We start from the raw sequence: 23,916 nt of genomic DNA, 5'->3' as shown, positions 1-23,916 counted from the left end.
ATGCGTTCGACCAGATGTTGAAGGAGCCGATCGTTGCTGGGCTGGATTTTCTTCCAACGGGATCTCGATCCGGCCCTGCCGGAGGTCCCTGAAATCCTGCGGTTTCAGGAGACCGCGGCGGCGCGCGGGATCGAACTGCATGTCCTGAAACCGCATAATTTTGACATCGTCGCGGCGCCGGTCGACGGCTGGTCGGTGCATTATGAGGGCCATTCGCTGGCCCGGCCCGACTTCATCCTGTGCCGGACGGGTGCCGAGACCGACTATTTCACGCTTGCGGTGCTCCGCCATTTCGAACGCCGCGGCGTGCGCCTGATCAACGGGCCCGAAGCGATCGACCTTGTCGCGGACAAACTCCACACGATGCAGCGGCTCGCGCGCGCCGGATTGCCGATCCCCGCGACGATCCTCGGCAAATTCCCGATCGGGGTCGACATCGTCGAGGAGGAGCTGGGTTTCCCGATGATCGTCAAGACGCTGCGCGGCACGCGCGGCACCGGCGTCCTCAAATGCGAGGACCGCAGCCAGTTCGAGGATCTCGCCGGCTTGCTCGAAAGCGCCGATGCCAAGGCCGATTTCCTGTTCCAGCACTATGTCCGGTCGAGCCACGGGCGCGACGTGCGCGTGCTCGTGATCGGCGGCCGGGTGATCGCCGCGATGGAGCGGCGCTCGCCTGCGGGCCATTTCAAATCGAATGTCTCGCTCGGCGGCGTCGGCATCGCCTATACGCCGACCGGCGAAATGGCCGACCTCGCCGCGCGCGCCGCCGACACGCTGGGGCTGGAAGTCGCTGGCATCGACATCTTGTTCGACAATGAGGGCTACCGGATCTGCGAGGCGAACAGCGCCCCGGGGTTTCAGGGGCTGGAACGCGCGTGCAGCATCGATGTGCCGGGTGCGATCTTCGACTGGATCGAGGCGAGCCATCAGGTACAGGACCGGCCGATCAAGGCGGTGACCGGCGAGGCGCTGATTGACCTGGTGTTCGGCGGGCGGCTGAGCCTGCGCGCGGTCGGCGACCGGCTTCAGGAACCGCGCGCCTTCGCCCGCGCGGTCGGCGTCCGGCTGGTCGGCGCGGGGCTGGGGTCGGTGCTGTCGTCGCTGACCCCGGGGCGGCGCGCGGCACCGCATAGTCCGGTTGCGCGCCGCCTTGAGGCGTTGCGCGCCGATGCGCGCGGCGTGCCGCTCGCGGTCGCGACCGATATCGATCAGGAACAGATTTTCCTGACTGTGCTCGGCGTGTCGATCTGGGCCGCGGTGCTGCCCTGGCTCGCGGGCGGCGAGCCGGTCTTCGCCGGTGCGCTGTCGCTCATCGCACTCGGCTTCCCCGCGGTGTTCCTCTTCACGCGCCGGACCCCGAAAACCACGCGCCCCCGGTCCGCTGCCCGATGACGATATTCGACGGGCTGACGCTCTGGGCGCTGTTGCCCTTCATCGTCGTGGGATTTGCGGCGCAGTTGATCGACAGCGCGCTCGGCATGGCGTTCGGCGTCATCGGCACCGCGCTGCTGCTCGTTCTGGGCTTGCCGCCGGTGTCCGCCTCGGCGGCGGTGCATGTCGCCGAAAGCTTTACCGGCGGCGTGTCGGGGCTGGCGCATGCGATGCAGCGCAACGTCGACTGGCGGCTGTTCCGCCGCCTCGTCGTCCCGGGCATCGTCGGCGGGCTGATCGGCGTGTGGATTTTGACCAATATCGACAACAGCATCGCGCGGCCGGTCGTGCTCGCCTATCTCGGCGCGGTCGGCATCTATCTGCTGTGGCGCGGCGCGCGGCGCCCGCAAACCTATCGCAGCATCAAGTTCGTCGGGCCGCTCGGGCTGATCGGCGGGATTGCCGACGGGTCGGGCGGCGGCGGGTGGGGCCCGATCGTCAGCGCCAATCTGCTCGCGCAGGGCGCCGAGCCGCGCACCGTCATCGGCACGGTCAACGCGTCCGAATTCTTCGTCACCGTGACGATCGCGGCGGGGTTCATCGGGGCGATGGGCTGGCAAAGCTTCAGCACCGCCGCAATCGGCCTGCTCATCGGCGGGGTGATCGCCGCGCCGATCGGGGCGTATCTCGTCCGCCGCCTGCGCGCCGACTGGCTGGTCGGCGCCGCGGGCGTGTTGTTGCTGCTCGCGAGCGCCTATGGCTTCCTTATGCTCATGTTCGCGCCCGTGCCTGCGTTCCGCGGTTTCTAGACGCAGCGCATCGCAAAGGCCCAGAACAGCGCTTTCTGCTGATATTCGCTTTTCAGGTCGGCGCTGCCCTGGTGGCCGCTGTCCATGTCGGTGTGCAAGAGCGCCGGGTTGCCGCTCGTCGAGCGACGCCGCACTTCGGCAACCAGCTTGGCGGGCTCCCAATAGGCGACGCGGTCGTCCTTAAGTCCCGCGGTGCAGAGCAAGGGCGGATAGGCGGCGGCCCGGACATTCTCATAGGGCGAGATCGAGGCGATATAATCATAGGCTTTGGGATCGGCGAGCGGGTCGCCCCAATCGGGGCGGAACAGCGGCACCAGCGGGTGCGCGCCGTCGCTCATCGTGTTGAGCATGTCGACAAACGGCACCTGTGCGATCACGCCGCCCCACAAGGTCGGGGCGATATTCATGCTCGCGCCGACGAGCAGCCCGCCCGCAGACAGGCCGTAAGCGACGACCTTGCCCTTCGCAGTATAGCCCTCGGCGGCCAGATGTTCGGCGCAGGCGATGAAATCGGTGAAGCTGTTGCGTTTGGTGAATTTGCGCCCGCCAAGGAACCAGCGGCGCCCCTTCTCTGATCCGCCGCGTACATGCGCGATGGCATAGCGCCAACCGCGGTCGACGAGCGCGAGCGCGGGGATCGAAAATTCGGGATCGCTCGGCACGCCATACGAGCCATAGCCATATTGAAGCAGCGGCGCCTTGCCGTCCTTCGGCGCGCCGCGGCGCGACAACAGCGTGATCGGCACCATCTCGCCGTCGGGCGCGGGAGCGAAGAGGCGTTCGACCTCATAATCACCGGGGTCGAAATTGGCGACCGCCTGTTGCTGGACGACGCTTTGCTTGCCGCTGGCTAGATCGACGCGAATCCAGCGGCGCGGCGATTTGGGCGATTGATGGACGATCATCACCGATGACGCGCCATAGCTTTGCTCGAGCGGCAGTTCGATCGCATAGGCGGGATCGTCGAAAGCGACCGTCTGTTCCGACCCATCGGGGCGCAGGATGACGAGCCGGTGAAGCCCGTCGACGCGCTCGAGGCGGACGAGTGCCGCCGCGAAAGGCTGGATCTGGAGGATCGGGGTGCCGGCGCGGTGCGGCACGAGCGTTGCGAGGGTGCGAAAGCTCTTCGGGTCTAGGCGCAGCAGCGCCATGTCGAACGCGTCGCCGGCATCGGTGAGCGCGATCAGCCCGCCGTTCCACTCGTCGATGTCATAGAGCACACCCGTCTTGCGCGGCCAGACGACGGCGGGAGCCGCGCTTTCGTCGGCCGCGGACACCAGCCGCACTTCGGCGGTCTCGGGGCCGGCGAGGGTCAGCGCGATGAAGCCGTCGGCCGCCGTGCGCTTCACCTGCATGAAGATCGCGGGATCTTTTTCCTCATAGACGAGGTCGGTGACCTTGCCGTCGACCGAGGTGCGATACAGCCGCGTCGGACGGTTGCGCGCGTCGCGCCAGATCCAGAACAGCCAGCGCGACGACGGCGCGAAGACGAGCCCGCCATAGCCATAGGCATCCTTGTCGACGATCGTCCGCACGTCGCCGCTCGCATTGTCGCGGATAACAATGCGGTGACGGTCGTTGCCGATCACATCCTCGGCCCAGGCGAAATAGCGGTGGTCGGGGCTCGGCTGATGCCCGGTGCTGCGGAAATAGGGCTGGCCCTTGGCGCGCACCGCCTCGTCGACGAGCTGCTCGGGCTTTCCGCCCTTCTTGCTGCGCGTATAGATCGCATGTGCCGCGCCGGCGGGCCGCGCCGATCCGTAGTCCCAGCCGTCCTTTTCGAGCGCCGGCGCGGCCGTGTCGCCCGACGCCCGCGCGAGCATCGCGTCAAGCAGCTTCGCGCGTTCGCCCGCGAGCGGTGCAAGGATCGCGTCAGCGTAAGCATTTTCCGCCTTCAGCATCGCGCCGACGGCGTCGGGCAAATTATCGCGCGTGCGCTCGCCCGTCGCCGGGATGAACTTCATCCAGCTATAGGCATCGTCGCGCTGGCGGCCCAATTGATCGATCACATGCGAGACACGCGGCGATTGCGGTGGCGCGATTTTGGGCCAGCGCCCGGCGCCGCCCTGATCGAGCGCCCACGCCGCGCGATTTCCCAGCAGGAGCGCCGCCATCGCGGCGCTGCCCATGAACGCGCGCCGACCCTTGTTCTCGATGTTCTGCATGCGACCCTCTCTCGCCCGGTGGGGATGTCGCGTCCAGTGTATGCCGCCCGGGTTGGCTTACTGCGCCGATCAGGCCGCCCAATCCACCGATCGGGCAAATTGGCCGCAACCCCTCATGAAACCACGCTTTCCTGCGCCACAGGGGTGGCCCGATCCGGCTGGAAACTGGCCCGACCATCGCCGACACGCCAATTTCGCATGATAGCTTGAGCATCGGATTTTCTTACCAATAGGCATAATCAATAAGGGAGGCAAAAATGGGCTTTGCATCGATCAGGCGGGTCGCCGCATGTGGCATCTCGATCCTGGCGCTGGGACAGGCATCGGGCGCGCTGGCGCAGGAAACCGACGATACCGAGATCGTCGTCACCGCAGCCAAGCGCGAACAGTCGGTGCGCGACGTCAGCGGCTCGGTGTCGGCGGTCAGCGAGGCGACGTTGCAAAAGCTCAATGCCCAGAGCCTCTCCGATTACATCACCCGCGTCCCCGGCGTCATTTTCAACGACTATCAGCCGGGCGTTTCCGAAGTCGTGATCCGCGGCGTCGCCTCGTCGACCTATCATGAGGCGAACCAGGCGACGACGGGCTATTATCTCAACGAAGTTCCGCTGATCGAGCCCGGCTTCCCGCTCGTGATCCCCGACGTCGACAGCTTCGATGTCAGCCGCGTCGAGGTGCTGCGCGGACCGCAGGGCACGCTCTTCGGCTCCTCGTCGCTCGGCGGCGCGATCAACTATGTCGTGAACGAGGCCGATCCCGCTCGCTTCGATGCGGGCTTCGAAGGCGGCGTTTCGACCACCAAGCGCGCGGGCGAGGCGAGCTATGCGGTCAAGGCCATGGTCAATGTGCCCATCGCGACCGATAAGCTCGCCGTCCGTCTCGTCGCGCTCCAGCGCTACGACGCCGGCTATCTCGACAACACGCTGCTCGGCGAGAAAGGCAGCAACGACCTCCGCGTCCGCGGCCTGCGCGGTTCGATCGTCTTCACGCCGACCGAGACGACGCGCGTCTCGGCGCTCAGCATGTACCAGGAATATGATCTCGACGATCAGACCTATGTGATCTTCGGCCCGCCCAAGACCTTCGAACGCGCCACTAACGTTGCCGAATATCAGGACACGCAGTTCATGATGCACAGCCTGCGGATCGAGCAGGATCTGGGCTTTGCGACGCTGACCGCGGTGGGCAGCTATACCGAGAAAAAGGCCGACCTGGCGTTCGACAATTCGATCTTTGGCGGCAACGACCCGCGCACCGACACCCCCGAACTCGCGAGCGGCAAGGGCAAGTCGAAGACCGAATATGGCGAACTCAGGCTCGCGTCGCCCGACGGCGGGCGTTTCCGCTGGCTGCTCGGCGTCAACTACACGCGGCTGCGTTCGAACAGCACCGACGGCACCTTTATCGAGGGCATCTCCGACTATATCGATGCCAATCCGGGCGAGTTCGGCGGGCGGCCGGGCAGCGAACTCGCTCCCGATGACCTGGCATCGCGGACGGTCAGCAGCAACCGCGTCACCGAAAAGGCGGTTTTCGGCGAAGCGTCGTTCGACATCGTCGACACGCTGACGCTGACGCTCGGCGGGCGATTGTTCGAATATCGCACCGCGCCGCGGCTGCAATATCTGCCGAATGCCGACCTGATCCCGCCCTTCGACTATGCGCCGGATACAGCCAAGGATTCGGATTTCATCCCGAAGGCGTCGCTGACGTGGAAGCCGTCGAAGGACTTCATGATCTATGGCCTCTATTCCGAAGGGTTCCGCATCGGCGGTCTCAACGTCTATTCGCTCGCAACCGCGGGGCTGCCGCTGACCTTCGAAAGCGACACAACGAAGAATTATGAGATCGGCACGCGCTTCGACCTGATCGACCGGACGCTCAGCGTCGATTTGACCGCCTATCACATCGACTGGGGCAATATTCAGGCCCGCCTGTTCACGCCGGGCGACTTCCGCGCTTACACGGTAAACGGCGGCGGCGCGGACATCGACGGCGTCGAAATCAGCCTGAACCTGCGCCCGACGCGCAACCTCAGCTTCACTTCGAACATCGCGTATAACGACGCGCGGCTGTCGTCGCTGTTGCCCGACAGCTTCGCGCCGGGCGGCGGCTATGCCAAGGGAACGCGTCTGCCGGGCGCGTCCGAATGGACGCTGTCGAATTCGCTCGACCTGAGCTTCCCCGACATGTCGCTGAAGCCGCGCTTCGGGATCGCGCACCGCTATCTGTCGAGCGCACCCGTCGATTTCGCCGGGACGCTCGACAAGGGCGACTTCCACCTCGTCGATCTCAACGCATCGGTGACGGTGAGCGACCGGATCGAGCTCAGCTTGTTCGCGAAGAACCTGTTCAACCAATATGGCATTTTGAACGCGCCCTTCGCCTTTGCGGGCTCGGTCGCGCGGCCGCGCACGCTGGGCGCGAGCGTAAGGTTCAGCCTGAACTGAGATCAAGAAAGGAGCTGCCCCGCCGGGAAGGCGGGGCGGTCATTTGGAAATGACCGGAAACGACCGTTAGTTGCCGCTCCACCTCCTACTTCGTCATCCCCGCGAAAGCGGGGACCCAGCGAGCTGCCGTTGCCGCTGGGTTCCCGCTTTCGCGGGAATGACGAATGTTGGGGTGGCGGCTTCCCTCCTCTAAGCCGACGTTATTTCTCGAAACCCGAGAGAAACGCGGCGACGTTCTTGCCGAGATCGCCGACGGCGTAACCGCCCTCCATCACGATCAGCGTCGGCACGCCGAGCGCCGCGATGCGGCCCGCGAGCGTGACATAATCCTCGCGTTCGAGCGCGAAGCTCGAAATCGGGTCGCTGCTGTGCGTGTCGGCGCCGAACGAGACGACGAGGAATTTCGCGCCCCAATCCGAAATCGCCGCGAGCGCGGTGTCGAGGGCGGGCGCATAGCTTTGCCCGTCGGTGCCGCGGGGGAGGGGGAGGTTGAGCGTGCTGCCTTCGCCCGCACCTTCGCCGGTCTCGTCGGCGTGCCCCCAGTAAAAGGGATAATCGGTCCGCGGGTCGGCATGGATCGAGGCGAAGAAGATGCCGGGATCTTCATAGAAGATGTCCTGCGTGCCGTTGCCGTGATGATAATCGATGTCGAGCACCGCGACTGGCCCGAGCCCGCGATCATGCGCCTCGCGCGCCGCGATCGCGGCGTTGTTGAGGTAGCAATAGCCGCCCATATAGTCGCGCCCGGCATGGTGGCCCGGCGGGCGGCACAGCGCAAAGGCATGCGCCTCGCCGCTGTTCGCCAGATGATCGAGCGCGGTCAGCGCACCCTGCGCCGACCAATAGGCCGATTCCCACGTACCCGCCGCGATCGGCGTCCCGGCGTCATAGCTGTATGCGCCGAGATCGGCGTCGATGCGCCCGAAGCTGAGCGGCCGGCGGCGCCTGACCGGAAAGGTATAGCCGATCGCGTCGCCATTGCGTCCCGCCGCGACCCAGTCGCGATGCGCGCGCTCGAGGAAGGCGAGATAGTCGGAGTCGTGAACGGCGAGCAGCGGCGCCATGCCGAAATCGCGAACAGCGCTCCAGTCGCTGAACTGTTCGACGATCGAACGCGGGCGCTCGATATTCTCGGCATAGGGCACCCAGTCGCCATTGTGCAGTTCGCGCGAGGGGGCGTGGGCGGTCTGGCGATCGTCGAAGAAAAGCTTCACCTCTGTCCTTCCATCCATTTCGCGAGCGTCCGGTCGCTGTGGCCGGCGACGATTTTGTCAAAGCCCTCGGCGCTCTCATCCTGCCCGAGCTTGAAGCTGTGTTCGGCGGAGCGGACGTGGGCGCGAAAGGCGATGATCTGGTCGAGCATCTTTTCATAGCGCGCGCCGAGGCTCGCTGTCGACCAGGCGCCACCTTCCATCTTCGCGACGAGCTGCTCGATTGCGCCCTGCGTTTCGTCGCCGACGAATTCGACCTCGACGGTGAAGCGCAACACCGCATAATTCCACGTCGGCGCCCAGTCGGGCTTCGACAACAAAGTCGTCGGAACATAGCCCGATGGCCCGTTGAACAGGATCAGCCCGCGCGGGTCAGCGCGGAAATCGGCGACCAGCGCATTACGCAGCGCACAATGGCCGAACAGCGCGACCACCGCGCCCGCATCGTCCGTCTCGGCGATCAGCGGCAGCGGGCTGGCATGGAAGGCACCCGATATCACCCAGGCGAGCGGATAGTCGGCGATCAGCTGCCCGATGTCGGCGGCGCCGCGCGGCGTGTAGAGGTCGGTCATGCCGCGACGATATCACGGATCCACGCCGCCTGCTCGTCGAGCGCGCGGCCCGCGAGCGGCGCGATCGATACCGCCTCCAGAAAGCTGTGCGTCGCCCCCAGATAGGTGACCGCGCGCGTCGGCACGCCCGCCTCTTCGAGCTTGCTGGCGAAGGCGTCATTGCAATCGGCCAAGATGTCGCACTCGGCGATGGCGAGGAACGCGGGCGGCAGGCCGGTCAGGTCGGCGTTGAGCGGCGCGACCAACGGGTCGGCAAGCTGTCCGGGACCATCGACATAGGAGGCCCAGAAGGCGTCCATTTCGTCGGCTTCGAGCGAATAGTCGCCGGCGCCGAAGCGGGCGTAGCTTGGCGTCCGCTCGGGCGCGAAAGCGCCATAATTGAGTAGCATCGCGGCCGGCAGCGGACGGCCGCGCTGACGCTGCAACAGGCACGCCGCCACCGACAGGTTGGCGCCTGCGGAATCGCCGCCGATCAGCACGCGGGTCGCATCGAGGTTCAGCGTATCCGCCTCTGCCGCGATCCAGTCGAGCGCCGCCGCGCATTCCTCCAGCGCGACGGGGAACTTGCTTTCGGGCGACAGGCTGTAATCGATGCCGAGCACCGCGATCCCCGCGCGCGCGGCATATTCGCGCATCAGCCGGTCGTGCGTGTCGATGCTGAACAGCGTCCATCCGCCTCCGTGAATATAGAGCATGACCGGCAGCTTCGCGTCGGCGACCGGGCGGTGGAGCCGCAGGCGGACGCCGCCCATGTCGATTTCGCGGCTCTCCGCCATTATCGGGCCACCCTCGCGCCACGGCTGGCGGACGCGTTCGGCGACGGCGCGGCGCGTCGCCATGCTCGCGCCCGCCGGTGCGCCATGCTCCGCATAGGCGGCGTTGATCGCGTCGACAAAGCGCCGGATATCGGGGTCGGCCATGTCGTTCTGCATGACGCTTAAGCCCTTTGACATATTTCGCTTATCCTTCTCGAAACGATCCTTGATTGCCTGATAGCTTTTGCGCGTCCCCATCTATCGCCCATTTGGGCCAATCACCGCAGCGGACAGGCCAGTGGGCGCATCATCGCTGGCCAGCGGCGCGCGCGGCCTATATTGTGTATTTGTCCAAAGCTTGTGAGGATCGGGCCATGAAGCATAGTGCCGATGTTCTGACGAACGACCGCCCGGTCATTGCGCTGCAGGATGAATATCCTGCCGGCTTCATCGATCCGATGCACAGCCACGACCATATCCAGATCCTCTACGCGTCGTCGGGGGTGATGTCGGTCCGCACGCCCGAAACGAGCTTCGTCATCCCGCCGCAACGCGCCGTATGGCTGCCCGCGGGAACACGGCACGAGGTCGCGTGCCGCGGCGCGGTGTCGCTCCGCACGCTCTACCTGCCGTGTCGGGGCGGCGAGACGGGGCACGAGTGCCGCGTTTTCGAAGTGTCGAACCTCGTCAAATCTTTGATCCTCGAGGTCGTCGATTTCCCGGCGCTCTATGACGTCGACGGGCGCGAGGGGCGGATCATCACGTTGTTGCTCGACGAGATCGGGCGCATGCCGAACGCCCCCTATCAGGTGTCGATGCCGTCGAACCCGCGCCTGCTCCGCGTCTGCAACGCGATCATCGCCGATCCGTCGGACCCGCGCGACATCGACGACTGGGCGGCGCTCGCGGCGATGGGACGGCGCACCTTCACGCGCAGCTTCAAGCTGGAAACGGGAATGGGGCTCGCCGTCTGGCGGCAGCAGGTCCGGTTGATGGAGGCGCTTTCGATGCTCGCGGCGGGCGCGTCGATCACGCAGGTCACCTATGACGTCGGCTACGACAGCCCCAGCGGCTTCGCCGCGATGTTCCGCCGCGCCTTCGGCGTGCCGCCGAGTCAATATCTGAAGCACTGACGCCCGCTGCAGCGGCGCTAATCGCCGCGCCCGCGGCCTTCGGTCGTCCGCGCCCATTCCGCGAGGTCGCCGTGCCGCTTGATCGTCTTGAGACACACCACGGTCTTCAGCCGCTGCACGCCGGGCAGTTTCGACAAATTGTGGCGGAGCAGCTCGTCGAGGTGATCGGCCGAGCGCGCAAAGATTTTGAGCAGATAGTCGCTCTCGCCCGCGGTGGTGTGGCATTCGACCACCGCGGGGTGCGCGAGCACCGCGGCTTCGAAATCGGTGTGCGCATCGAAGCGGATCTGGACTTCGACGAAGCTCTGCACCGCGAGGCCGATCGCGATCGGGTCGAGCCGCGCCGCATAGCCTTCGATGACGCCGCTTTCCTCGAGGTTTTTCACCCGCGACCAGCAGGGCGATTTGGACAGGCCGACCTGTTCGCCGAGGTCGGCGTAAGATTGCCGGCCGTCGCGTTCGAGCGCCGCAACGATTTTCCAGTCGAGCTTGTCCATGCGTTCCGTCCTGAATCGGGTTTATGCGAGAATCTGGCCGCTTCATTCTAAACCTGAGAACAAATTCCTGCAAATATGGAAATTAGCAGAACGATTAGCGATTTTCCGCAATCTGTTGCCGCGAAATCCGCACAATGTTCGCGCGGCCCCGCGCTATCACTTGCGCCGAGGTTTGGAGAGAGACCGATGGCCGCGACACATATATTCGACGCACCGCCCGAAGGTGTCGCGGCCAATTGGACGATGCCGCAGAACTGGGCCGCCTTTACCGCCGAGCAGCACGCGACATGGCGGAGCTTGTTCGATCAGCAGGCGGCGGCGCTCGATGGCTATGCCTGCCGATCGTTCCTCGATGGCCTCGACATTCTTCGCAAGCTGAGGCCGGGGGTTCCCGACTTCGCCGAGCTCAACGCGCTGCTGAAACCCGTATCGGGCTGGGAAGTCGTCGCGGTGCCCGGCTGGATTCCGAACGAGCCCTTTTTCGAGCATCTCGCGAACAAGCGCTTTCCCGCCGCCAACTTCGTCCGCCCGCCCGAGCAGATCGCCTACAGCGAAGAGCCCGATATGTTTCACGACATTTTCGGCCATATCCCGATGCTCACCGATCCGGCCTTTTCGGACTTTCTGGTGGCCTATGGTCAGGCTGGGCTGCGCGCCGAAAAGCTGGGGGCGTCGGACTTTCTCGGTCGGCTTTGGCTCTATACGGTCGAGTTCGGCCTCGTGGTCGAGGACGGCGAACTCCGCGCGTTCGGCGGCGGCCTCATGTCGAGCTTTGCCGAAGCGCTCTCCGCGCTGACGTCGCCCGAACCGCAACGTATCTGGCTCGATATCGAACGCGTGATGCGCACGCGGTATAATTTCGACGAATTCCAGCAGACCTATTTCGTCGTCGCGGGGTTCGAGGATTTGTTGCGCGCGACCGAAGAAACCGACTTCGCAAGCATCTACCGCAAAATCGCTGACGAACCCGCGCTCGAACCCGGGGATGCCTGGCGCGGCGATGTCGCCTATGAAGGATACCTGCCGGCTGTGCCGGCGAGCGGAGAGGCATCGCAATGATCAGGCAGACGCGCGACGGCGGCACCGACATCTTCGAGACCGAGATCGACGGCGAGACGATCCAGTGGGACAATGGCCTGACCTATGCGCGGCATTTGCAGACCGCGCAGCTGCTCTCGGCGCAGGTGCCCGTGTCGGATAAGCCCGACGAGATGCTGTTCATCATCATGCACCAGACGATGGAGCTGTGGCTGAAGCTCGTGCTGCACGAGGGGCGGCTGGTTTACGACGCGATCAAGGCCGACCGGCTCGAGATCGCGGGCAAGGGACTCGACCGCATCGCGACGATCCAGCGGCATATGATCAACAGCTGGGAAGTGCTGGCGACGCTGACCCCGCACGATTTCCTGACCTTCCGCGGTTTCCTGCGCCGCGCGTCGGGGTTCCAGTCGCAGCAATATCGCGAGCTTGAATATCTGCTCGGCAACAAGCGCGAGGATATGATGATCGTCCACAAGGACGATCCGGGGGCGACTGAAAGACTACGCGCGGCGTTCGAGGCGCCGTCGCTTTACGACGAATTGCTGCGGCTGCTCGCGCGGCGCGGTTTTGATATTCCGGCGAACATTCTCGAACGCGACTGGACCAAGCCTTATGCGGCGTCGGACGCGGTCGAGGACGCCTGGCTCAAGATCTACACCGACCCGGATGTGCATTGGGATCTCTACGCGCTCGCCGAGAAGATCACCGCGCTCGAATATTATTTCCAGGAATGGCGCTTCAAGCACATGAAGACCGTCGCGCGCGTGATCGGGCACAAGCCCGGCACCGGCGGTTCGTCGGGGGTCAATTATCTGGTCAAGGCGCTGGACCTCAGCTTCTTCCCCGAACTCTGGTCGATGCGCACGCGCATGGCGGCGCCGCGCGAGGGTGGCGACTATGCCGAAGGGAAGGGCGCATGAGCCGGATCTGGGACATCTCACAGCCGCTCCACGCCGCGGTCCCGGTATGGCCGGGCGAGCCGGCGTTCGCGCTGCACAGCCATGCGGTGATCGGCGACGGCTGCCCGGTCAATGTCGGCGGCATGTTCACGCCGCTCCACGCGGGCACGCACGGCGATGCGCCGCTGCATTATGCCAATGATGGGGCGTCCTCAGCCGATTGCGACCTCGATGCCTATATCGGGCCGTGCGTGCTGCTCGATATGCGCCACGCGCGCGGGCGGGTCGAGATTGCCGATATCGACTGGGATGCGATCGAAGGCAGCGAACGCGTTCTGCTGCGGACCTATGAGCACTTCCCGCACGACCAGTGGGACTCCGATTTCACCGCGATTGCCAGCGATGTCATCACTCGGCTTGGCGAGATCGGTGTGCGGCTGATCGGCACCGACGCGGCGTCGCTCGACCCCGAACAATCGAAGACACTCGACGCGCATCAGGCGGTCAAGGCGGCGGATATGCGGATATTGGAAGGCCTCGTGCTCGATGACGTGCCGCCCGGCCGCTACGAACTCGTCGCGCTGCCGCTCCGTATCGTCGGCGCCGATGCCAGCCCGGTGCGCGCCATCTTGAGGGAAATCGCATGACCGACACGCTCTTTGCCACCGATGTGTCGGCGCTCGACGCCGCCGACCCGCTCGCGCCTTTTCGGGATCGTTTTCACCTGCGCGAAGGTTTGATTTATCTCGACGGCAATTCGCTCGGCGCCTTGCCCAGGGCGACGGGCGACCGGCTTGCCGCGGTTGTTGGTAACGAATGGGGCGAGGGGCTGATCACCTCGTGGCTCGGCGCCGAATGGTCGACTGCGCCGCGGCGGATCGGCGACAAGATCGGGCGGCTGATCGGTGCGAATGCGGGCGAGATCGTCGCGACTGATTCGACTTCGGTGAATATCTTCAAGGCATTGACGGCCGCACTTTCGTTGCGGCGTGAACGGAGCGTGATCCTGTCGGAGGCGACGAACTTCCCGACCGACGTCTATATGATGCAGGGCATCGAGGCCTTTTCGGGCGGGCGCGTCAAGGCGGTCACCGTTGCGCCCGACGCGATCGTCGATGCGCTGAACGAGGACGTCGCGGTGCTGCTGCTGACGCAGGTCCACTATAAGTCGGGCCGCGTGCGCGACATGGCGGCGATCACGAAGCGCGCGCACGAAGTCGGCGCGCTCGTCGTATGGGATCTGAGCCATAGCGCGGGGGCGATCCCGGTCGATCTCAATGGCGCGAACGCCGATTTCGCGATCGGTTGCGGATACAAGTTCCTCAACGGCGGCCCCGGCGCGCCCGCCTATCTGTTCGCAGCCGCGCGGCATCATGCCGCCACGCCGGTGCTGTCGGGCTGGTTCGGGCACGCGCGGCCCTTCGCCTTCGAGGAGGACTATGATCCCGCGGCGGGGATCGAACGCTTCCAGTGCGGCACCCCGCCGGTGCTTGGCCTTGCGGCACTCGAGGTGGGCGTCGACCTGATCCTCGAAGCCGATATGGCCGAAATCCGCCGCAAGTCGCTCGCGCTCGGCGACCTGTTCATCGAGCAGATGCAACCTTTGTGCGACGCATACGGCTTCGAACTGGTGAGCACGCAGGGCCATGCCGAGCGCGGCAGCCAGGTCGCTTATGCACACCCGCAAGGCTATCAGATCGTGCAGGCGCTCAAGGAATTTGACGTGATCGCCGATTTCCGCGCGCCCGACATTCTTCGTTTCGGACTGACGCCGCTTTACCTGCGCTATGAGGATATCGTCGAAACCGTCCAGCGGCTCAAAAAGGTCTGCGCGACGCGCGCGTGGGACAAGCCGCAATATCACCAGCGGGCGGCCGTGACATGAGCGACGTGTCCGCGCCTTTCCTGCCCAAGTCGCGCGTCGCCGCGGTGCAGGCCGCGCCCGTCTTTCTCGACACCGCGCGCACGGTCGACAAGGCGTGCGCGCTGATCGCCGAGGCGGCCGGCAATGGTGCACAGCTTGTCGCCTTTCCCGAAGTGTTCGTTTCCGCCTATCCCTATTGGAACTGGCTGATGACCCCGATCGAGGGCGCCGAGTGGCACGAGCGGCTGTATCGCGCGTCGCTGTCGATCGACGGCCCCGAGGTTGCGGCGCTTTGCAACGCTGCACGCGATCATGGCTGCACCGTCGTCATAGGGATCAATGAACGCGATCCGGTGAGCGTCGGCACGCTCTACAACACCAACCTGATCATCGGCGCCGACGGGACGCTGCTCGGGCGGCACCGCAAGCTCGTGCCGACATGGGCCGAGAAACTGACCTGGGCGGGCGGCGACGGCAGTTCGATCCGTGTCTACGACACGCCGGTCGGGCCGCTCGGCACGCTGGCGTGCGGCGAGAATACCAACACGCTCGCGCGCTTCGCGCTGCTCTCGCAGGGCGAGCTGGTTCACGTCGCCAATTATATCGCGCTGCCCGTCGCGCCGGCGTCGTACAATATGGCCGAGGCGATCAAGATCCGCGCGACCGCGCACAGCTTCGAGGGCAAGGTGTTCACGATCGTCGCCTGCTCGGCGATAAGCCCTGAAATCATCGACGCGATGAGCGCCGACCGCCCGCAGAATCGTGACCTGCTGTCGCGCCCGAACAGCGCTTTTTCGGGCGTAATCGACCCGCACGGCAATCTGGTGGGCAAGGCGCTGATCGACGACGAGGGTATCGTCTATGCCGATATCGACCTGGGCGACTGCATCCGCCCCAAGCTGATGCACGACATCATCGGCGGCTATAATCGCTTCGACATCTTCAACCTGACGGTCGACCGGACCCCCCGCGCGTCGGCCCTGTTCGTCGACGAGCCGCAGCCCGTCGATCCCGACGAGGAGACGCCATGATGGCAGGCAATAGCACGATCATCAATCCGCGCGACGATGTGCTCGGGCGGGCGCGCGTCACCGACACGCCCGAACTCGAAGCCTTTTATCAAGAGCTTGCGACCCGCAATGCAGGTGCCTTCTGGAAACGCGCGAACGCGATCGAGCCGTGGGAGCCCGAAACGCGTTATCGCCCGACGCTCTGGCGCTACGCCGAGATGCGCGCGATGTGCCTGCGCGCGCTCGATCTGGTGAAGCCCGAGGAGGCGGGGCGCCGCGTCGTGACCCTGCTCAACGACAGCGACGCGGGGCGCGACAATGTCGCGGTGTGCGGCTGGCTGTTCAGCGGGATGCAGGCGATGCGTCCCGGCGAGATCACGCCCGCGCACCGGCACACCGCCTCGGCGCACCGCTTCATCATGGAGGGGAAGGGCGCCTATACCGTCGTCGACGGGCACCACATCACGCTCGGGGCCAATGACTATGTGCTGACGCCCGGCGGCTGCTGGCACGACCATGGCGTCGTCGCCGGGGGCGAGGTGTCGATCTGGCAGGACGGGCTCGACATTCCGTTGATGAACAGCCTCGAGACCAATTTTTACGCGGTCTACGACCAGCCCGCGCAGACGGCGGTCTTTCCCGTCGACGACCTGCCGCTGAGCTATGGCGGCGGGTCGCTACGGCCCGAAGGCATTGGCGCGTGGGACAAGCCCTATTCGCCGGTGATGGTCTATCGCTGGGAAGCGACGCGCGACGCGCTGTGGAACCTCGCGAAAGTGTCCGACGGCACGCAGTTCGACGGACATATGCTACGCTATTCGAACCCGCTGACCGGCGGCTGGGCGCTCCAGACGATGGGCGCGCATATGCAGATGCTGAAGCCCGGCTTTCACGGCAAGGCGCACCGGCACACCGGCAATGTCGTCTATAATGTCGCGAGCGGGCGCGGCTATTCGATCATCGGCGGCGAGCGTTTCGACTGGGGCACGCACGACATTTTCTGCGTGCCCGCGTGGATGTGGCACGAGCATGTCAATCTCGATCCTTCCGAGGAGGCCTTCCTCTTCTCGTTCAACGATTTCCCCGTGATGGAGGCGCTCGGCGTCCGGATCGAGGAAGCCTATTCCGAACATGGCGGCCACCAACCCGCCTGATTTGCAGCAGACAGGACAGAATATGCGCTTCGTGACATATCGCACGGCCGAGACCGAACCGCGGCTCGGCCTTCTCCACGACGGCCTCGTGATCGACGTCGAATATTTCGGCGATGCAATCGGGCAGGATCTGCCCTCGACGATGCTCGATTTCATCGATCTGGGGCCGATCGCGCTGCGCTTCCTGCAGGAAGCTGTCGCAGCCGCGACCACCGCCGACCTGATCGGCACCTCGCTTCCCGAGGGCAATGTGACCTTGCTCGCGCCGATCCCGCGCCCGCGCAAAAATATCTTCGGAATTGGTCTAAACTATACCGAGCATGTCGCTGAATCTGCTCGTTCGCTAGACACGTCGAACGAGCTGCCGCAGCAGCCGGTGATCTTCTCGAAGCCGCCGACTGCGGTCGTCGCGTGGAACGATCCGATCCGCCACAATGCGAAGGTGACGCAGCAGCTCGACTGGGAAACCGAGCTGGCGGTGATCATCGGCAGCACCGCGCGCCAGGTCGCCGAGCTTGACGCGCTGAACCATGTGTTCGGCTATACCGTCATCAACGATGTATCGGCGCGCGATTGCCGCCGCGCGGGGCAATGGATCGTCTCGAAGGGGCAGGACAGCTTCGCGCCGATGGGGCCGTGTATCGTCACCGCCGACGAGATCGGCGATCCGCACAACCTCAATATCCTGACGCATGTGAACGGCGTCGAGAAGCAGAACAGCAACACGCGCTTCATGTTGTTCAATATCAATAAGTTGATCGCCGACATTTCGAGCGTGATGACGCTCGAACCCGGCGACATCATCGCGACGGGTACCCCGGCGGGCGTCGGCGCGGGGCGCGATCCGCAGGAGTTCATGTGGCCTGGCGACGTCGTCGAATGCACGGTCGAGGGCATCGGCACGCTGCGCAATCCGATCATCGCGGTCTGAGGCGTTTAAGATGACACGCCCCATCCGCATCGGGCAGATCGTGCCCAGCTCGAACGTCACGATGGAAACCGAAATCCCCGCGCTGCTTCGCGCGCGCGAGGGCATCGCACCCGAACGCTTCACCTTCCACTCGTCGCGGATGCGGATGAAGAAGGTGACGAAGGAAGAACTCGCGGCGATGGACGCCGATTCCGATCGCTGCGCGCTCGAGCTGTCCGACGCCGCGGTCGATGTGCTCGGCTATGCCTGCCTCGTCGCGATCATGAGCATGGGCGAAGGTTATCATCGCGTGTCCGAGGCGCGGCTGCACCAGCGGACGGTCGAGAATGGCCGCGCTGCACCTGTCGTCACCAGCGCCGGTGCGCTGGTCGAGGGACTGGCGGCACTGAAGGCGAAGCGCATCGCGCTCGTCGCGCCCTATATGAAGCCGCTGACGCAGATGGTCGTTTCCTACATTCAAAATGAAGGTATCGAGGTAAGCGACTGGCTTGCCCTTGAAATCCCGGACAATCTGGAGGTCGCGGCGCAGGATCCCGCCAACCTGCTCGAGCATTACAAAAAGCTCGACCTCACCGGCATCGACGCGCTCGTGCTGTCGGCATGCGTTCAGATGCCGTCGCTGCCGTCGGTGCAGACAATCGAGGATGCGACCGGCTTGCCCGTCGTGTCGGCGGCGATCTGCACCGCCCACCAGATGCTCACGCGGCTAGGACTGCCGACCGAAGTCCCAGGTGCCGGGGCGCTGCTGTCGGGCCGCTACTGATCGATTGAGGCGGGCGGTGCGATCGCTGCCGCCGCGGCGACATCGTGCGTCACATTGGCGACCGTGCGGACCATGTCGGGAATGACGTCGATTGCGAGCAATATCGGTAGCAGTTCGATCGGCGCGCCAATTGCGATCGCGGTCGGCGCGACCGACGCGTAAAAGCTGATCTGTCCCGGCATGCCGAGGATCGCCAGCGACGACAGGACCGCGAGCGGCAAGGCCACCGCGAGCTGCAGCGGCGAGACTTCGACCCCCGCCATCCACGCGAGCGCCAGCGCCATCATCACCGTGTTCGACGGTGCGGTGATCTTGAAGGTCGCGACCGCCATCGGCAGGATGGCGGCGGCGCTGCGTTCCTCGATCCCGATGCGGTCGGCGCTCGCCATCATCGCGGGCAGCGTCGCGATCGACGATTGGGTGCTCGCCGCGATGGCCTGCGCCGGCGCCATCGCGCGCGCAAACCTCCCAAGCGGGACGCCTCCCGCGAAGCGCGCGATGGCATAGCCGATGATGATCAGCACCAGCGTGACGGCAATCGAGATCGCGAGATATTGGGCGAGGATCGCGAGCACCGCAGTCCCGACCGTCGCGCCGATCGCCAGCGCGAGCGCGAAGATACCGACGGGCGCGACGCGGAGCACCCAGCCGACGACGACAATCATCGCATCGGCGAGCCCGCGCAGCGGCTGGAGGACCGCCTCGGCGCGGTCGCGGTCGATCTTGCCGACGGCAAGGCCGAGTATGAGCGCGAAGATGACGAGCGGCAGGACCGCACCCTCGGCGGCCGACGCGACGACGTTGGTCGGGATCATCGCGTGCACGGTCTCGGCCGCGCCGGGAACCGCTGGTGCGGGCGGCGCAGGGAAGAGGCTGCGCAGCGCGGCGATATCGGCGGGCGCGATGGTGACCGCGCCGAGCAGCGGCGGGACCATCAGCGCACCGATCACCGCCGAAACGATCAGCAGGCCAATGAGCACCAGCGGCAGGCGCCGCCCGAGCCGCGCGGCCTCGTGATGGTCGCCCATGCCGAGGCTGGCGACGCCGGTCGCAACGAGCGCGAAGATCAGCGGGACGATCGTCATGCGGAGGCCGTCGAGCCAGATTCCGCCGACCAGCTGCGCCGCCTCGACCAGAGGTGACGATGCCGCGATGAAGGTGCCAATCGCGAAGCCGAGGATCAGCGCGACGATCATCCAGCCCGATCCGGGCATGCGCGTGGCCCAGGCCCGTGCGCGCGAAATTACCATGAGTCGAAATCCCCCTGACCCCAGCATGCCGATGCATGCCGGGGCGGTCAAAGCCTTTGCTGTGGTTCGCTGATGCGGCGCTAGTGCGCCTGCGGCACGCCCAGTTCGGCGAGCAACGTATCGCGCAGCGCGTCGAATTCCTCGCCGCCCGCACGGCGCGGGTGCGGCAAGCGGACGCGCGTGTCGTACCCGATCCGCCCCTCTTTCAGCACAAGGATGCGGTCGGCGAGCAGGATCGCTTCCTCGACATCGTGCGTGACGAGCAGCGTTGCGGGGCCGTGCGCCTGACACAGCTCGCCGATCAGCCGCTGCATCTTGAGCCGCGTCAGCGCGTCGAGCGCCGCGAAAGGCTCGTCGAGCAGCAGCAGGCGCGGTTCGCGCACCAATGCGCGCGCGAGCGCCGCGCGCTGCGCCTCGCCGCCCGACAGCGTCGCGGGCCAGGCATCGGTGCGATGATCGAGCCCGACCTCGGCGAGCGCCGCGATGGCACGCTCGCGCGATGCGTCCTTGCCCGACAGGCCGATCACGACATTCTTCCACACGCTCTTCGACTGGACGAGCCGCGGTTCCTGAAACACGACGGTACGTGCCGCGGGCACCCAGGCTTCGCCGCCGTCGGGGGCGTCGAGCCCCGCGAGGATGCGCAGCAGGGTCGTCTTGCCGCTGCCCGACGCGCCGAGCAGCGCGACGAATTCGCCGCTGTGGATCGTCAGGTTCAGGCTATCGAGGACGCTGTTGCCGGTGAAATTGCGGCTGACATCGCGGACCTCGACCGCGACGGGGCGGTGCGAAAAGTCAGGGACGGCGACGCGCTCGGCGGCGGCGAAATCGATCGAAAGGACGGCGGTCATCGATAAATCTCCTATCGGATGGCGACACCCGCGCGCCACGGCATGAACAGCCGTTCAAGCGAGCGGACGATCAGGTCGGCGCTGAGGCCGAGCACGGCGTAGATGGCGATGCAGATCAGGATGACGTCGACCTGCTGGTACATTTGTGCGCTGTTGAGCAGGTAACCGAGCCCCGCCGAGGCGTTGATCTGTTCGGCGGCGATCAGGACGAGCACCGAGACGCCGAGCGCGAAGCGCAGCCCGGTGAAGATCTGTGGCAGCGCGAGCGGCAGCACGACCTCAAGGATCAGGCGGCGCCCGCCAAGCCCGAAGCTGCGCATCGCCTCGATCACCTTGCGGTCGACGTTGCGCACCCCGGCATAGGTGTTGAGGTACATCGGGAACATCGTCGCGAGCGCGATGAGGAGCAGCTTCGGCGCCTCGCCGATCCCGAACCAGACGATGAACAGCGGAACGAGCGCGAGGAAGGGGATGGTGCGCAGCATCTGGAGCAACGCGTCGAAGACTTCCTCACCAAGCTTCGACAGGCCCGCGATCGTGCCGAGGATCAGCCCGAAGATGATGCCGACCGCGCCGCCGACGAGCGCGCGGGTGAGCGAGGTGGCGATCTGCGACGCGAGCGCCTGTTCGGTCCACAATTGCTGCCACCCCGCGACGATACCGGCAGGCGAGGGGAGGATCGACGGGTCGATCCACCCCGCGCTCGTCGAGGTCGCCCACAGCGCGACGATGATCAGCGGGCCGGTGGCGCGGCGCGCGAACGAGAAGCGTTCGGATCGGGTTCCCGCCCTGCGGACGACCGGCTGGACGAGCCGGCCGGGGTCGCCCGCGAGGGCAATCGGTGTCGGCGCATTCACTTCGCCGCCTCCTGCGCGGCGACGATATCGTCGTAGCGCTTGTCGAAGATTTGCGACGCGTCGAGCTTTTTTCGGATCAGTCCTTCCTTGAAGAACAGATCGGCCTCGTCCTGATGCGCCGCGATGATCGCGTCGCTGATCGGCGCATAGCTGGCGGGCGCGCGCGTGATGATCTTTTCCGCGATCGCCGCGTCGACATTGTAGCGTTTGGCGAGCGCCGGCGCGGCCTTGGCGGGATTCTCACGCTGCCAGCGCGTCGCCCGCGCCGCGCGCGCGACGAGGTCGCCGATCGCCTTCGCCTTCACCGGATCGGCGAGCGCCTTGTCGGACGCGACGAGGTAGAAGAAGCCCGGCGTGTTCGGTGGCGCGCCGCTGGCGAGCACGCGCACCTTCCCGGCGTCGAGCGCCTGCGTCAGATAGGGTTCGCCGATCGTGATCGCATCGGCCGATCCCTTGTCGAGCAGCCCGGTGCCAAAGCCGGTCGCCTGCACCGGCTTGATATCCTTCAGCGACAGCCCCTGCTTGTCGAGCAGCCGTGCGATGAAATAGTGCAGCACCGTGCCCTTCATGAACGACACTGATTTGCCCTTGAGATCGGCGACGCTGCGGATCGGCGAGTCGGGTTTGACGACGAGCGCATAAGGCGAGCCGCCGCCGTCGATCGTCTTGCTCACCGCGACGACCTTGACCGGGCTGCCCGCGGCCTGCGCGAAGATCAGCGGGGTTTCGGCCATCCAGCCGACATCGAGCGATCCGCCGGTCTGCGCCGCGATGATCGGCGGCCCGCCGACGAAGTTCGCCCATTCGATCTTGTAATCGGTCGGCTGGCCTTCGCCCGACACGTCGAGCGAGGATTTGAGCGCGTGGAGCTGGTCGCCGATCTTGATCGTCGTGCCGCTGTCGACCGCGCCGCCGCAGGCCGCGAGCGACAGGAAGGCGCCGGCGACGAGCGTGCGGAAAGGGGAGAGGGGGCGTGTCATCTGCTGAATTCAGATCAAGCGTTCGGGCCGACCGGGCGGTCGCCGACGATCGTCACGCGCTCCATATGGCGTGCCTCGCTATAATCGGGGACGGCATAATGCTGCGTCGCGCGATTGTCCCAGAAGGCGATCGATCCGGGCTGCCAGCTCCACCGCACCTGGAATTCGGGACGCTTGACCTGGTCGAACAGCCGCGCGAGCAGCGCCTTGCTCTCATCCTCGGGCAGCCCGACGATATGCCGGGTGAACACCGAATTGACGTAAAGCACCTTCTCGCCCGTCTCGGGGTGGATGCGCACGACGGGATGCTCGACCGGCGGGAAGCTGGCGCGCAGCGCCTCCTTCTTCTCTTCGGTGTCGAGGAACTGGATGAAGATGCTGGGGTCGTGGATCGCGGTCAGGCCGTCGATCCGCGCCTTCGTCTCCTCGTCGAGCGTTTCATAAGCGGCGACGGCGTTGGCGAACACCGTATCGCCGCCGAGCGATGGCGAAACGCGCTGGATCAGGATCGACGCCGCCGAGGGTTCGGTGCGGAACGTGGTGTCGGCGTGCCAGTTGCTGTCGGTCGACTGGCGATATTTGCCCCTCAGCTCCTGCGAGATCAGCGGCAGGATCTGCGGATAATCGGGAAGCGAAAAGACCGGATGCTCCTCAAGGTCGCCGAACGCCGCGCCGAGCGCGATATGCTGCTCGCGCGTCAGATTCTGGTCGCGGAAAAACAGCACCTTGTACTGGAGCAGCGCGGCGCGCAGCGCGTCATAGGTCGGACGGTCCAGCGGCTGGGCGAGGTCGATACCGCTGATCAGCGCGCCGAGGCTCGGTTGCAGCGGAGTGATGTCGAAGAATTTGGTGGCGGTTTCGCTATGTTCGAGCGTCTGGATGGTCATGTCGAATTCCTCGTCGATTGGGGTCGCGGCGCCGAAGCGCGCGACGATGCGAGCGGCGACCGCCGGGCGGCGCCGGATAAAGGGGTGCCAAACGGCTGCGCCCAAATCGGCGTGCGTTTGATTCAGAGAGGCGTCCGGCTCGGACGCGGGCCGCTATCGCGGTGGGGAGACGTGCATCGTATCACCTCATTGCATGAGGGGAACACGATACCTGGCGCTGTCGCCTGAGCATCGCGCGCTTTAGCTGTTGGTAACGCGGAGCAAGCTGCTTCCCGGTCAAAAGCCGCGGATCCCGGGAAAAACGCCTCGCCGGTCGGGATCAGGCCGGCAACTCAACTTGATCGGTAGAGTTGGCGCCGTCAAGCGTAGTTTCGCTTTCATGCCGCAAAGCATCGCTCGGTTGGGTCGGCCCGGCGCGCTGGCGCGAATGGCTTTGCCGAACCGGTCACTTTGGCACTTAATCCCG

At 65.5% G+C, this 23,916-nt stretch carries 22 protein-coding genes; 12 read left to right on the top strand and 10 right to left on the bottom strand.

Annotated elements, in window-relative coordinates; translation table 11 throughout:
• Positions 1-33: 33 nt before the first annotated feature.
• Both ACTJI5_RS15795 and ACTJI5_RS15790 read left to right on the top strand, forming a co-directional pair.
• The gene (locus ACTJI5_RS15795) at positions 34-1,392 is read left to right on the top strand and encodes an ATP-grasp domain-containing protein (protein WP_440860978.1); all 1,359 of its coding nucleotides are present in this window, start codon (positions 34-36) and stop codon (positions 1,390-1,392) included.
• Complete coding sequence (locus tag ACTJI5_RS15790; protein ID WP_440860977.1) at positions 1,389-2,180, top strand: sulfite exporter TauE/SafE family protein; 792 nt, start codon at positions 1,389-1,391, stop codon at positions 2,178-2,180. The genes ACTJI5_RS15795 and ACTJI5_RS15790 overlap by 4 nt, the downstream gene beginning before the upstream one ends.
• On the opposite strand, the gene ACTJI5_RS15785 is transcribed toward ACTJI5_RS15790, so the two are convergent.
• A complete protein-coding gene (locus ACTJI5_RS15785; RefSeq protein ID WP_440860976.1) occupies positions 2,177-4,345 on the bottom strand; it encodes a S9 family peptidase in 2,169 nt (722 codons plus the stop codon). The genes ACTJI5_RS15790 and ACTJI5_RS15785 overlap by 4 nt on opposite strands.
• A 257-nt stretch (positions 4,346-4,602) precedes the next feature.
• Here ACTJI5_RS15785 and ACTJI5_RS15780 point away from each other — a divergent pair, with 257 nt between their 5' ends.
• Positions 4,603-6,795, top strand: a complete 2,193-nt coding sequence (locus tag ACTJI5_RS15780) for a TonB-dependent receptor (RefSeq protein WP_440860975.1) — start codon at positions 4,603-4,605, stop codon at positions 6,793-6,795.
• A 200-nt stretch (positions 6,796-6,995) separates the two neighbouring features.
• Here the strand turns inward: ACTJI5_RS15780 and ACTJI5_RS15775 are convergent, their stop codons facing one another.
• From ACTJI5_RS15775 to ACTJI5_RS15765, 3 genes are read right to left on the bottom strand one after another with little or no spacing between them, the layout of a single operon-like run.
• Positions 6,996-8,009, bottom strand: a complete 1,014-nt coding sequence (locus ACTJI5_RS15775) for a histone deacetylase family protein (protein ID WP_440860974.1) — start codon at positions 8,007-8,009, stop codon at positions 6,996-6,998.
• The gene (locus ACTJI5_RS15770; RefSeq protein WP_440860973.1) at positions 8,006-8,578 is read right to left on the bottom strand and encodes an FMN-binding negative transcriptional regulator; all 573 of its coding nucleotides are present in this window, start codon (positions 8,576-8,578) and stop codon (positions 8,006-8,008) included. Before ACTJI5_RS15770 ends, ACTJI5_RS15775 begins: the two co-directional genes overlap by 4 nt.
• Positions 8,575-9,531, bottom strand: a complete 957-nt coding sequence (locus tag ACTJI5_RS15765) for an alpha/beta hydrolase (RefSeq protein ID WP_439513988.1) — start codon at positions 9,529-9,531, stop codon at positions 8,575-8,577. Before ACTJI5_RS15765 ends, ACTJI5_RS15770 begins: the two co-directional genes overlap by 4 nt.
• A gap of 176 nt (positions 9,532-9,707) precedes the next feature.
• On the opposite strand from ACTJI5_RS15765, the gene ACTJI5_RS15760 reads away from it, so the two are divergent.
• Positions 9,708-10,466: an AraC family transcriptional regulator gene (locus tag ACTJI5_RS15760; protein WP_058538152.1), complete on the top strand. Its 759-nt coding sequence runs from the start codon at positions 9,708-9,710 to the stop codon at positions 10,464-10,466.
• A 17-nt stretch (positions 10,467-10,483) separates the two neighbouring features.
• On the opposite strand, the gene ACTJI5_RS15755 is transcribed toward ACTJI5_RS15760, so the two are convergent.
• Positions 10,484-10,963, bottom strand: a complete 480-nt coding sequence (locus ACTJI5_RS15755) for an Lrp/AsnC family transcriptional regulator (protein WP_058538151.1) — start codon at positions 10,961-10,963, stop codon at positions 10,484-10,486.
• 186 nt (positions 10,964-11,149) lie between these two features.
• Between ACTJI5_RS15755 and phhA the strand changes: the two genes are divergently transcribed.
• From phhA to ACTJI5_RS15715, 8 genes are read left to right on the top strand one after another with little or no spacing between them, the layout of a single operon-like run.
• Positions 11,150-12,022 (top strand): phenylalanine 4-monooxygenase, encoded by an 873-nt coding sequence (gene phhA, locus ACTJI5_RS15750; RefSeq protein ID WP_058538150.1) that lies wholly within the window; start codon positions 11,150-11,152, stop codon positions 12,020-12,022.
• Entirely contained in the window at positions 12,019-12,924 is a 906-nt protein-coding gene (locus ACTJI5_RS15745; protein ID WP_440860972.1) for a tryptophan 2,3-dioxygenase, read from the top strand. Before phhA ends, ACTJI5_RS15745 begins: the two co-directional genes overlap by 4 nt.
• Positions 12,921-13,550, top strand: a complete 630-nt coding sequence (gene kynB / locus ACTJI5_RS15740; RefSeq protein ID WP_440860971.1) for an arylformamidase — start codon at positions 12,921-12,923, stop codon at positions 13,548-13,550. The genes ACTJI5_RS15745 and kynB overlap by 4 nt, the downstream gene beginning before the upstream one ends.
• Positions 13,547-14,788, top strand: coding sequence for a kynureninase (gene kynU, locus ACTJI5_RS15735; protein ID WP_440860970.1), 1,242 nt, complete (start codon positions 13,547-13,549; stop codon positions 14,786-14,788). Before kynB ends, kynU begins: the two co-directional genes overlap by 4 nt.
• The gene (locus tag ACTJI5_RS15730; protein ID WP_440860969.1) at positions 14,785-15,798 is read left to right on the top strand and encodes a carbon-nitrogen hydrolase family protein; all 1,014 of its coding nucleotides are present in this window, start codon (positions 14,785-14,787) and stop codon (positions 15,796-15,798) included. The genes kynU and ACTJI5_RS15730 overlap by 4 nt, the downstream gene beginning before the upstream one ends.
• Entirely contained in the window at positions 15,795-16,931 is a 1,137-nt protein-coding gene (locus ACTJI5_RS15725) for a cupin domain-containing protein (RefSeq protein WP_440860968.1), read from the top strand. Before ACTJI5_RS15730 ends, ACTJI5_RS15725 begins: the two co-directional genes overlap by 4 nt.
• Positions 16,932-16,953: 22 nt before the next feature.
• Positions 16,954-17,862 carry a fumarylacetoacetate hydrolase family protein gene (locus ACTJI5_RS15720; RefSeq protein WP_440860967.1) on the top strand — a complete coding sequence of 303 codons (909 nt, stop codon included), beginning with the start codon at positions 16,954-16,956 and terminating at the stop codon, positions 17,860-17,862.
• A 10-nt stretch (positions 17,863-17,872) separates the two neighbouring features.
• Positions 17,873-18,625, top strand: a complete 753-nt coding sequence (locus ACTJI5_RS15715; RefSeq protein WP_440860966.1) for a maleate cis-trans isomerase family protein — start codon at positions 17,873-17,875, stop codon at positions 18,623-18,625.
• On the opposite strand, the gene ACTJI5_RS15710 is transcribed toward ACTJI5_RS15715, so the two are convergent.
• From ACTJI5_RS15710 to ACTJI5_RS15690, 5 genes are all read right to left on the bottom strand, one after another.
• Positions 18,619-19,875: a dicarboxylate/amino acid:cation symporter gene (locus ACTJI5_RS15710; RefSeq protein WP_440860965.1), complete on the bottom strand. Its 1,257-nt coding sequence runs from the start codon at positions 19,873-19,875 to the stop codon at positions 18,619-18,621. The two genes, ACTJI5_RS15715 and ACTJI5_RS15710, sit on opposite strands and share 7 nt — an antisense overlap.
• Positions 19,876-19,955: 80 nt before the next feature.
• A complete protein-coding gene (locus ACTJI5_RS15705; RefSeq protein WP_440860964.1) occupies positions 19,956-20,726 on the bottom strand; it encodes an ABC transporter ATP-binding protein in 771 nt (256 codons plus the stop codon).
• An 11-nt stretch (positions 20,727-20,737) separates the two neighbouring features.
• Positions 20,738-21,583, bottom strand: coding sequence for an ABC transporter permease (locus ACTJI5_RS15700; protein WP_440860963.1), 846 nt, complete (start codon positions 21,581-21,583; stop codon positions 20,738-20,740).
• Positions 21,580-22,563 carry an aliphatic sulfonate ABC transporter substrate-binding protein gene (locus tag ACTJI5_RS15695; RefSeq protein WP_440860962.1) on the bottom strand — a complete coding sequence of 328 codons (984 nt, stop codon included), beginning with the start codon at positions 22,561-22,563 and terminating at the stop codon, positions 21,580-21,582. Before ACTJI5_RS15695 ends, ACTJI5_RS15700 begins: the two co-directional genes overlap by 4 nt.
• A 14-nt stretch (positions 22,564-22,577) precedes the next feature.
• Entirely contained in the window at positions 22,578-23,450 is an 873-nt protein-coding gene (locus ACTJI5_RS15690; RefSeq protein ID WP_440861102.1) for a TauD/TfdA dioxygenase family protein, read from the bottom strand.
• Positions 23,451-23,916 lie beyond the last annotated feature (466 nt).

The sequence above is a fragment of the Sphingopyxis sp. 22461 genome, assembly GCF_052044915.1.
Taxonomy (GTDB): Bacteria; Pseudomonadota; Alphaproteobacteria; order Sphingomonadales; family Sphingomonadaceae; genus Sphingopyxis.
This window is presented reverse-complemented; position numbering and strand designations above follow the sequence as displayed.

Coding starts and splice junctions, on each gene's coding strand:
- kynU (WP_440860970.1), top strand. CDS start 13,547: ATGACCGACACGCTCTTTGCCACCGATGTGTCGGCGCTCGACGCCGCC.
- ACTJI5_RS15765 (WP_439513988.1), bottom strand. CDS start 9,531: ATGTCAAAGGGCTTAAGCGTCATGCAGAACGACATGGCCGACCCCGAT.
- phhA (WP_058538150.1), top strand. CDS start 11,150: ATGGCCGCGACACATATATTCGACGCACCGCCCGAAGGTGTCGCGGCC.
- ACTJI5_RS15770 (WP_440860973.1), bottom strand. CDS start 8,578: ATGACCGACCTCTACACGCCGCGCGGCGCCGCCGACATCGGGCAGCTG.
- ACTJI5_RS15715 (WP_440860966.1), top strand. CDS start 17,873: ATGACACGCCCCATCCGCATCGGGCAGATCGTGCCCAGCTCGAACGTC.
- ACTJI5_RS15790 (WP_440860977.1), top strand. CDS start 1,389: ATGACGATATTCGACGGGCTGACGCTCTGGGCGCTGTTGCCCTTCATC.
- kynB (WP_440860971.1), top strand. CDS start 12,921: ATGAGCCGGATCTGGGACATCTCACAGCCGCTCCACGCCGCGGTCCCG.
- ACTJI5_RS15755 (WP_058538151.1), bottom strand. CDS start 10,963: ATGGACAAGCTCGACTGGAAAATCGTTGCGGCGCTCGAACGCGACGGC.
- ACTJI5_RS15695 (WP_440860962.1), bottom strand. CDS start 22,563: ATGACACGCCCCCTCTCCCCTTTCCGCACGCTCGTCGCCGGCGCCTTC.
- ACTJI5_RS15785 (WP_440860976.1), bottom strand. CDS start 4,345: ATGCAGAACATCGAGAACAAGGGTCGGCGCGCGTTCATGGGCAGCGCC.
- ACTJI5_RS15690 (WP_440861102.1), bottom strand. CDS start 23,450: ATGACCATCCAGACGCTCGAACATAGCGAAACCGCCACCAAATTCTTC.
- ACTJI5_RS15720 (WP_440860967.1), top strand. CDS start 16,954: ATGCGCTTCGTGACATATCGCACGGCCGAGACCGAACCGCGGCTCGGC.
- ACTJI5_RS15780 (WP_440860975.1), top strand. CDS start 4,603: ATGGGCTTTGCATCGATCAGGCGGGTCGCCGCATGTGGCATCTCGATC.
- ACTJI5_RS15705 (WP_440860964.1), bottom strand. CDS start 20,726: ATGACCGCCGTCCTTTCGATCGATTTCGCCGCCGCCGAGCGCGTCGCC.
- ACTJI5_RS15760 (WP_058538152.1), top strand. CDS start 9,708: ATGAAGCATAGTGCCGATGTTCTGACGAACGACCGCCCGGTCATTGCG.
- ACTJI5_RS15725 (WP_440860968.1), top strand. CDS start 15,795: ATGATGGCAGGCAATAGCACGATCATCAATCCGCGCGACGATGTGCTC.
- ACTJI5_RS15730 (WP_440860969.1), top strand. CDS start 14,785: ATGAGCGACGTGTCCGCGCCTTTCCTGCCCAAGTCGCGCGTCGCCGCG.
- ACTJI5_RS15745 (WP_440860972.1), top strand. CDS start 12,019: ATGATCAGGCAGACGCGCGACGGCGGCACCGACATCTTCGAGACCGAG.
- ACTJI5_RS15710 (WP_440860965.1), bottom strand. CDS start 19,875: ATGGTAATTTCGCGCGCACGGGCCTGGGCCACGCGCATGCCCGGATCG.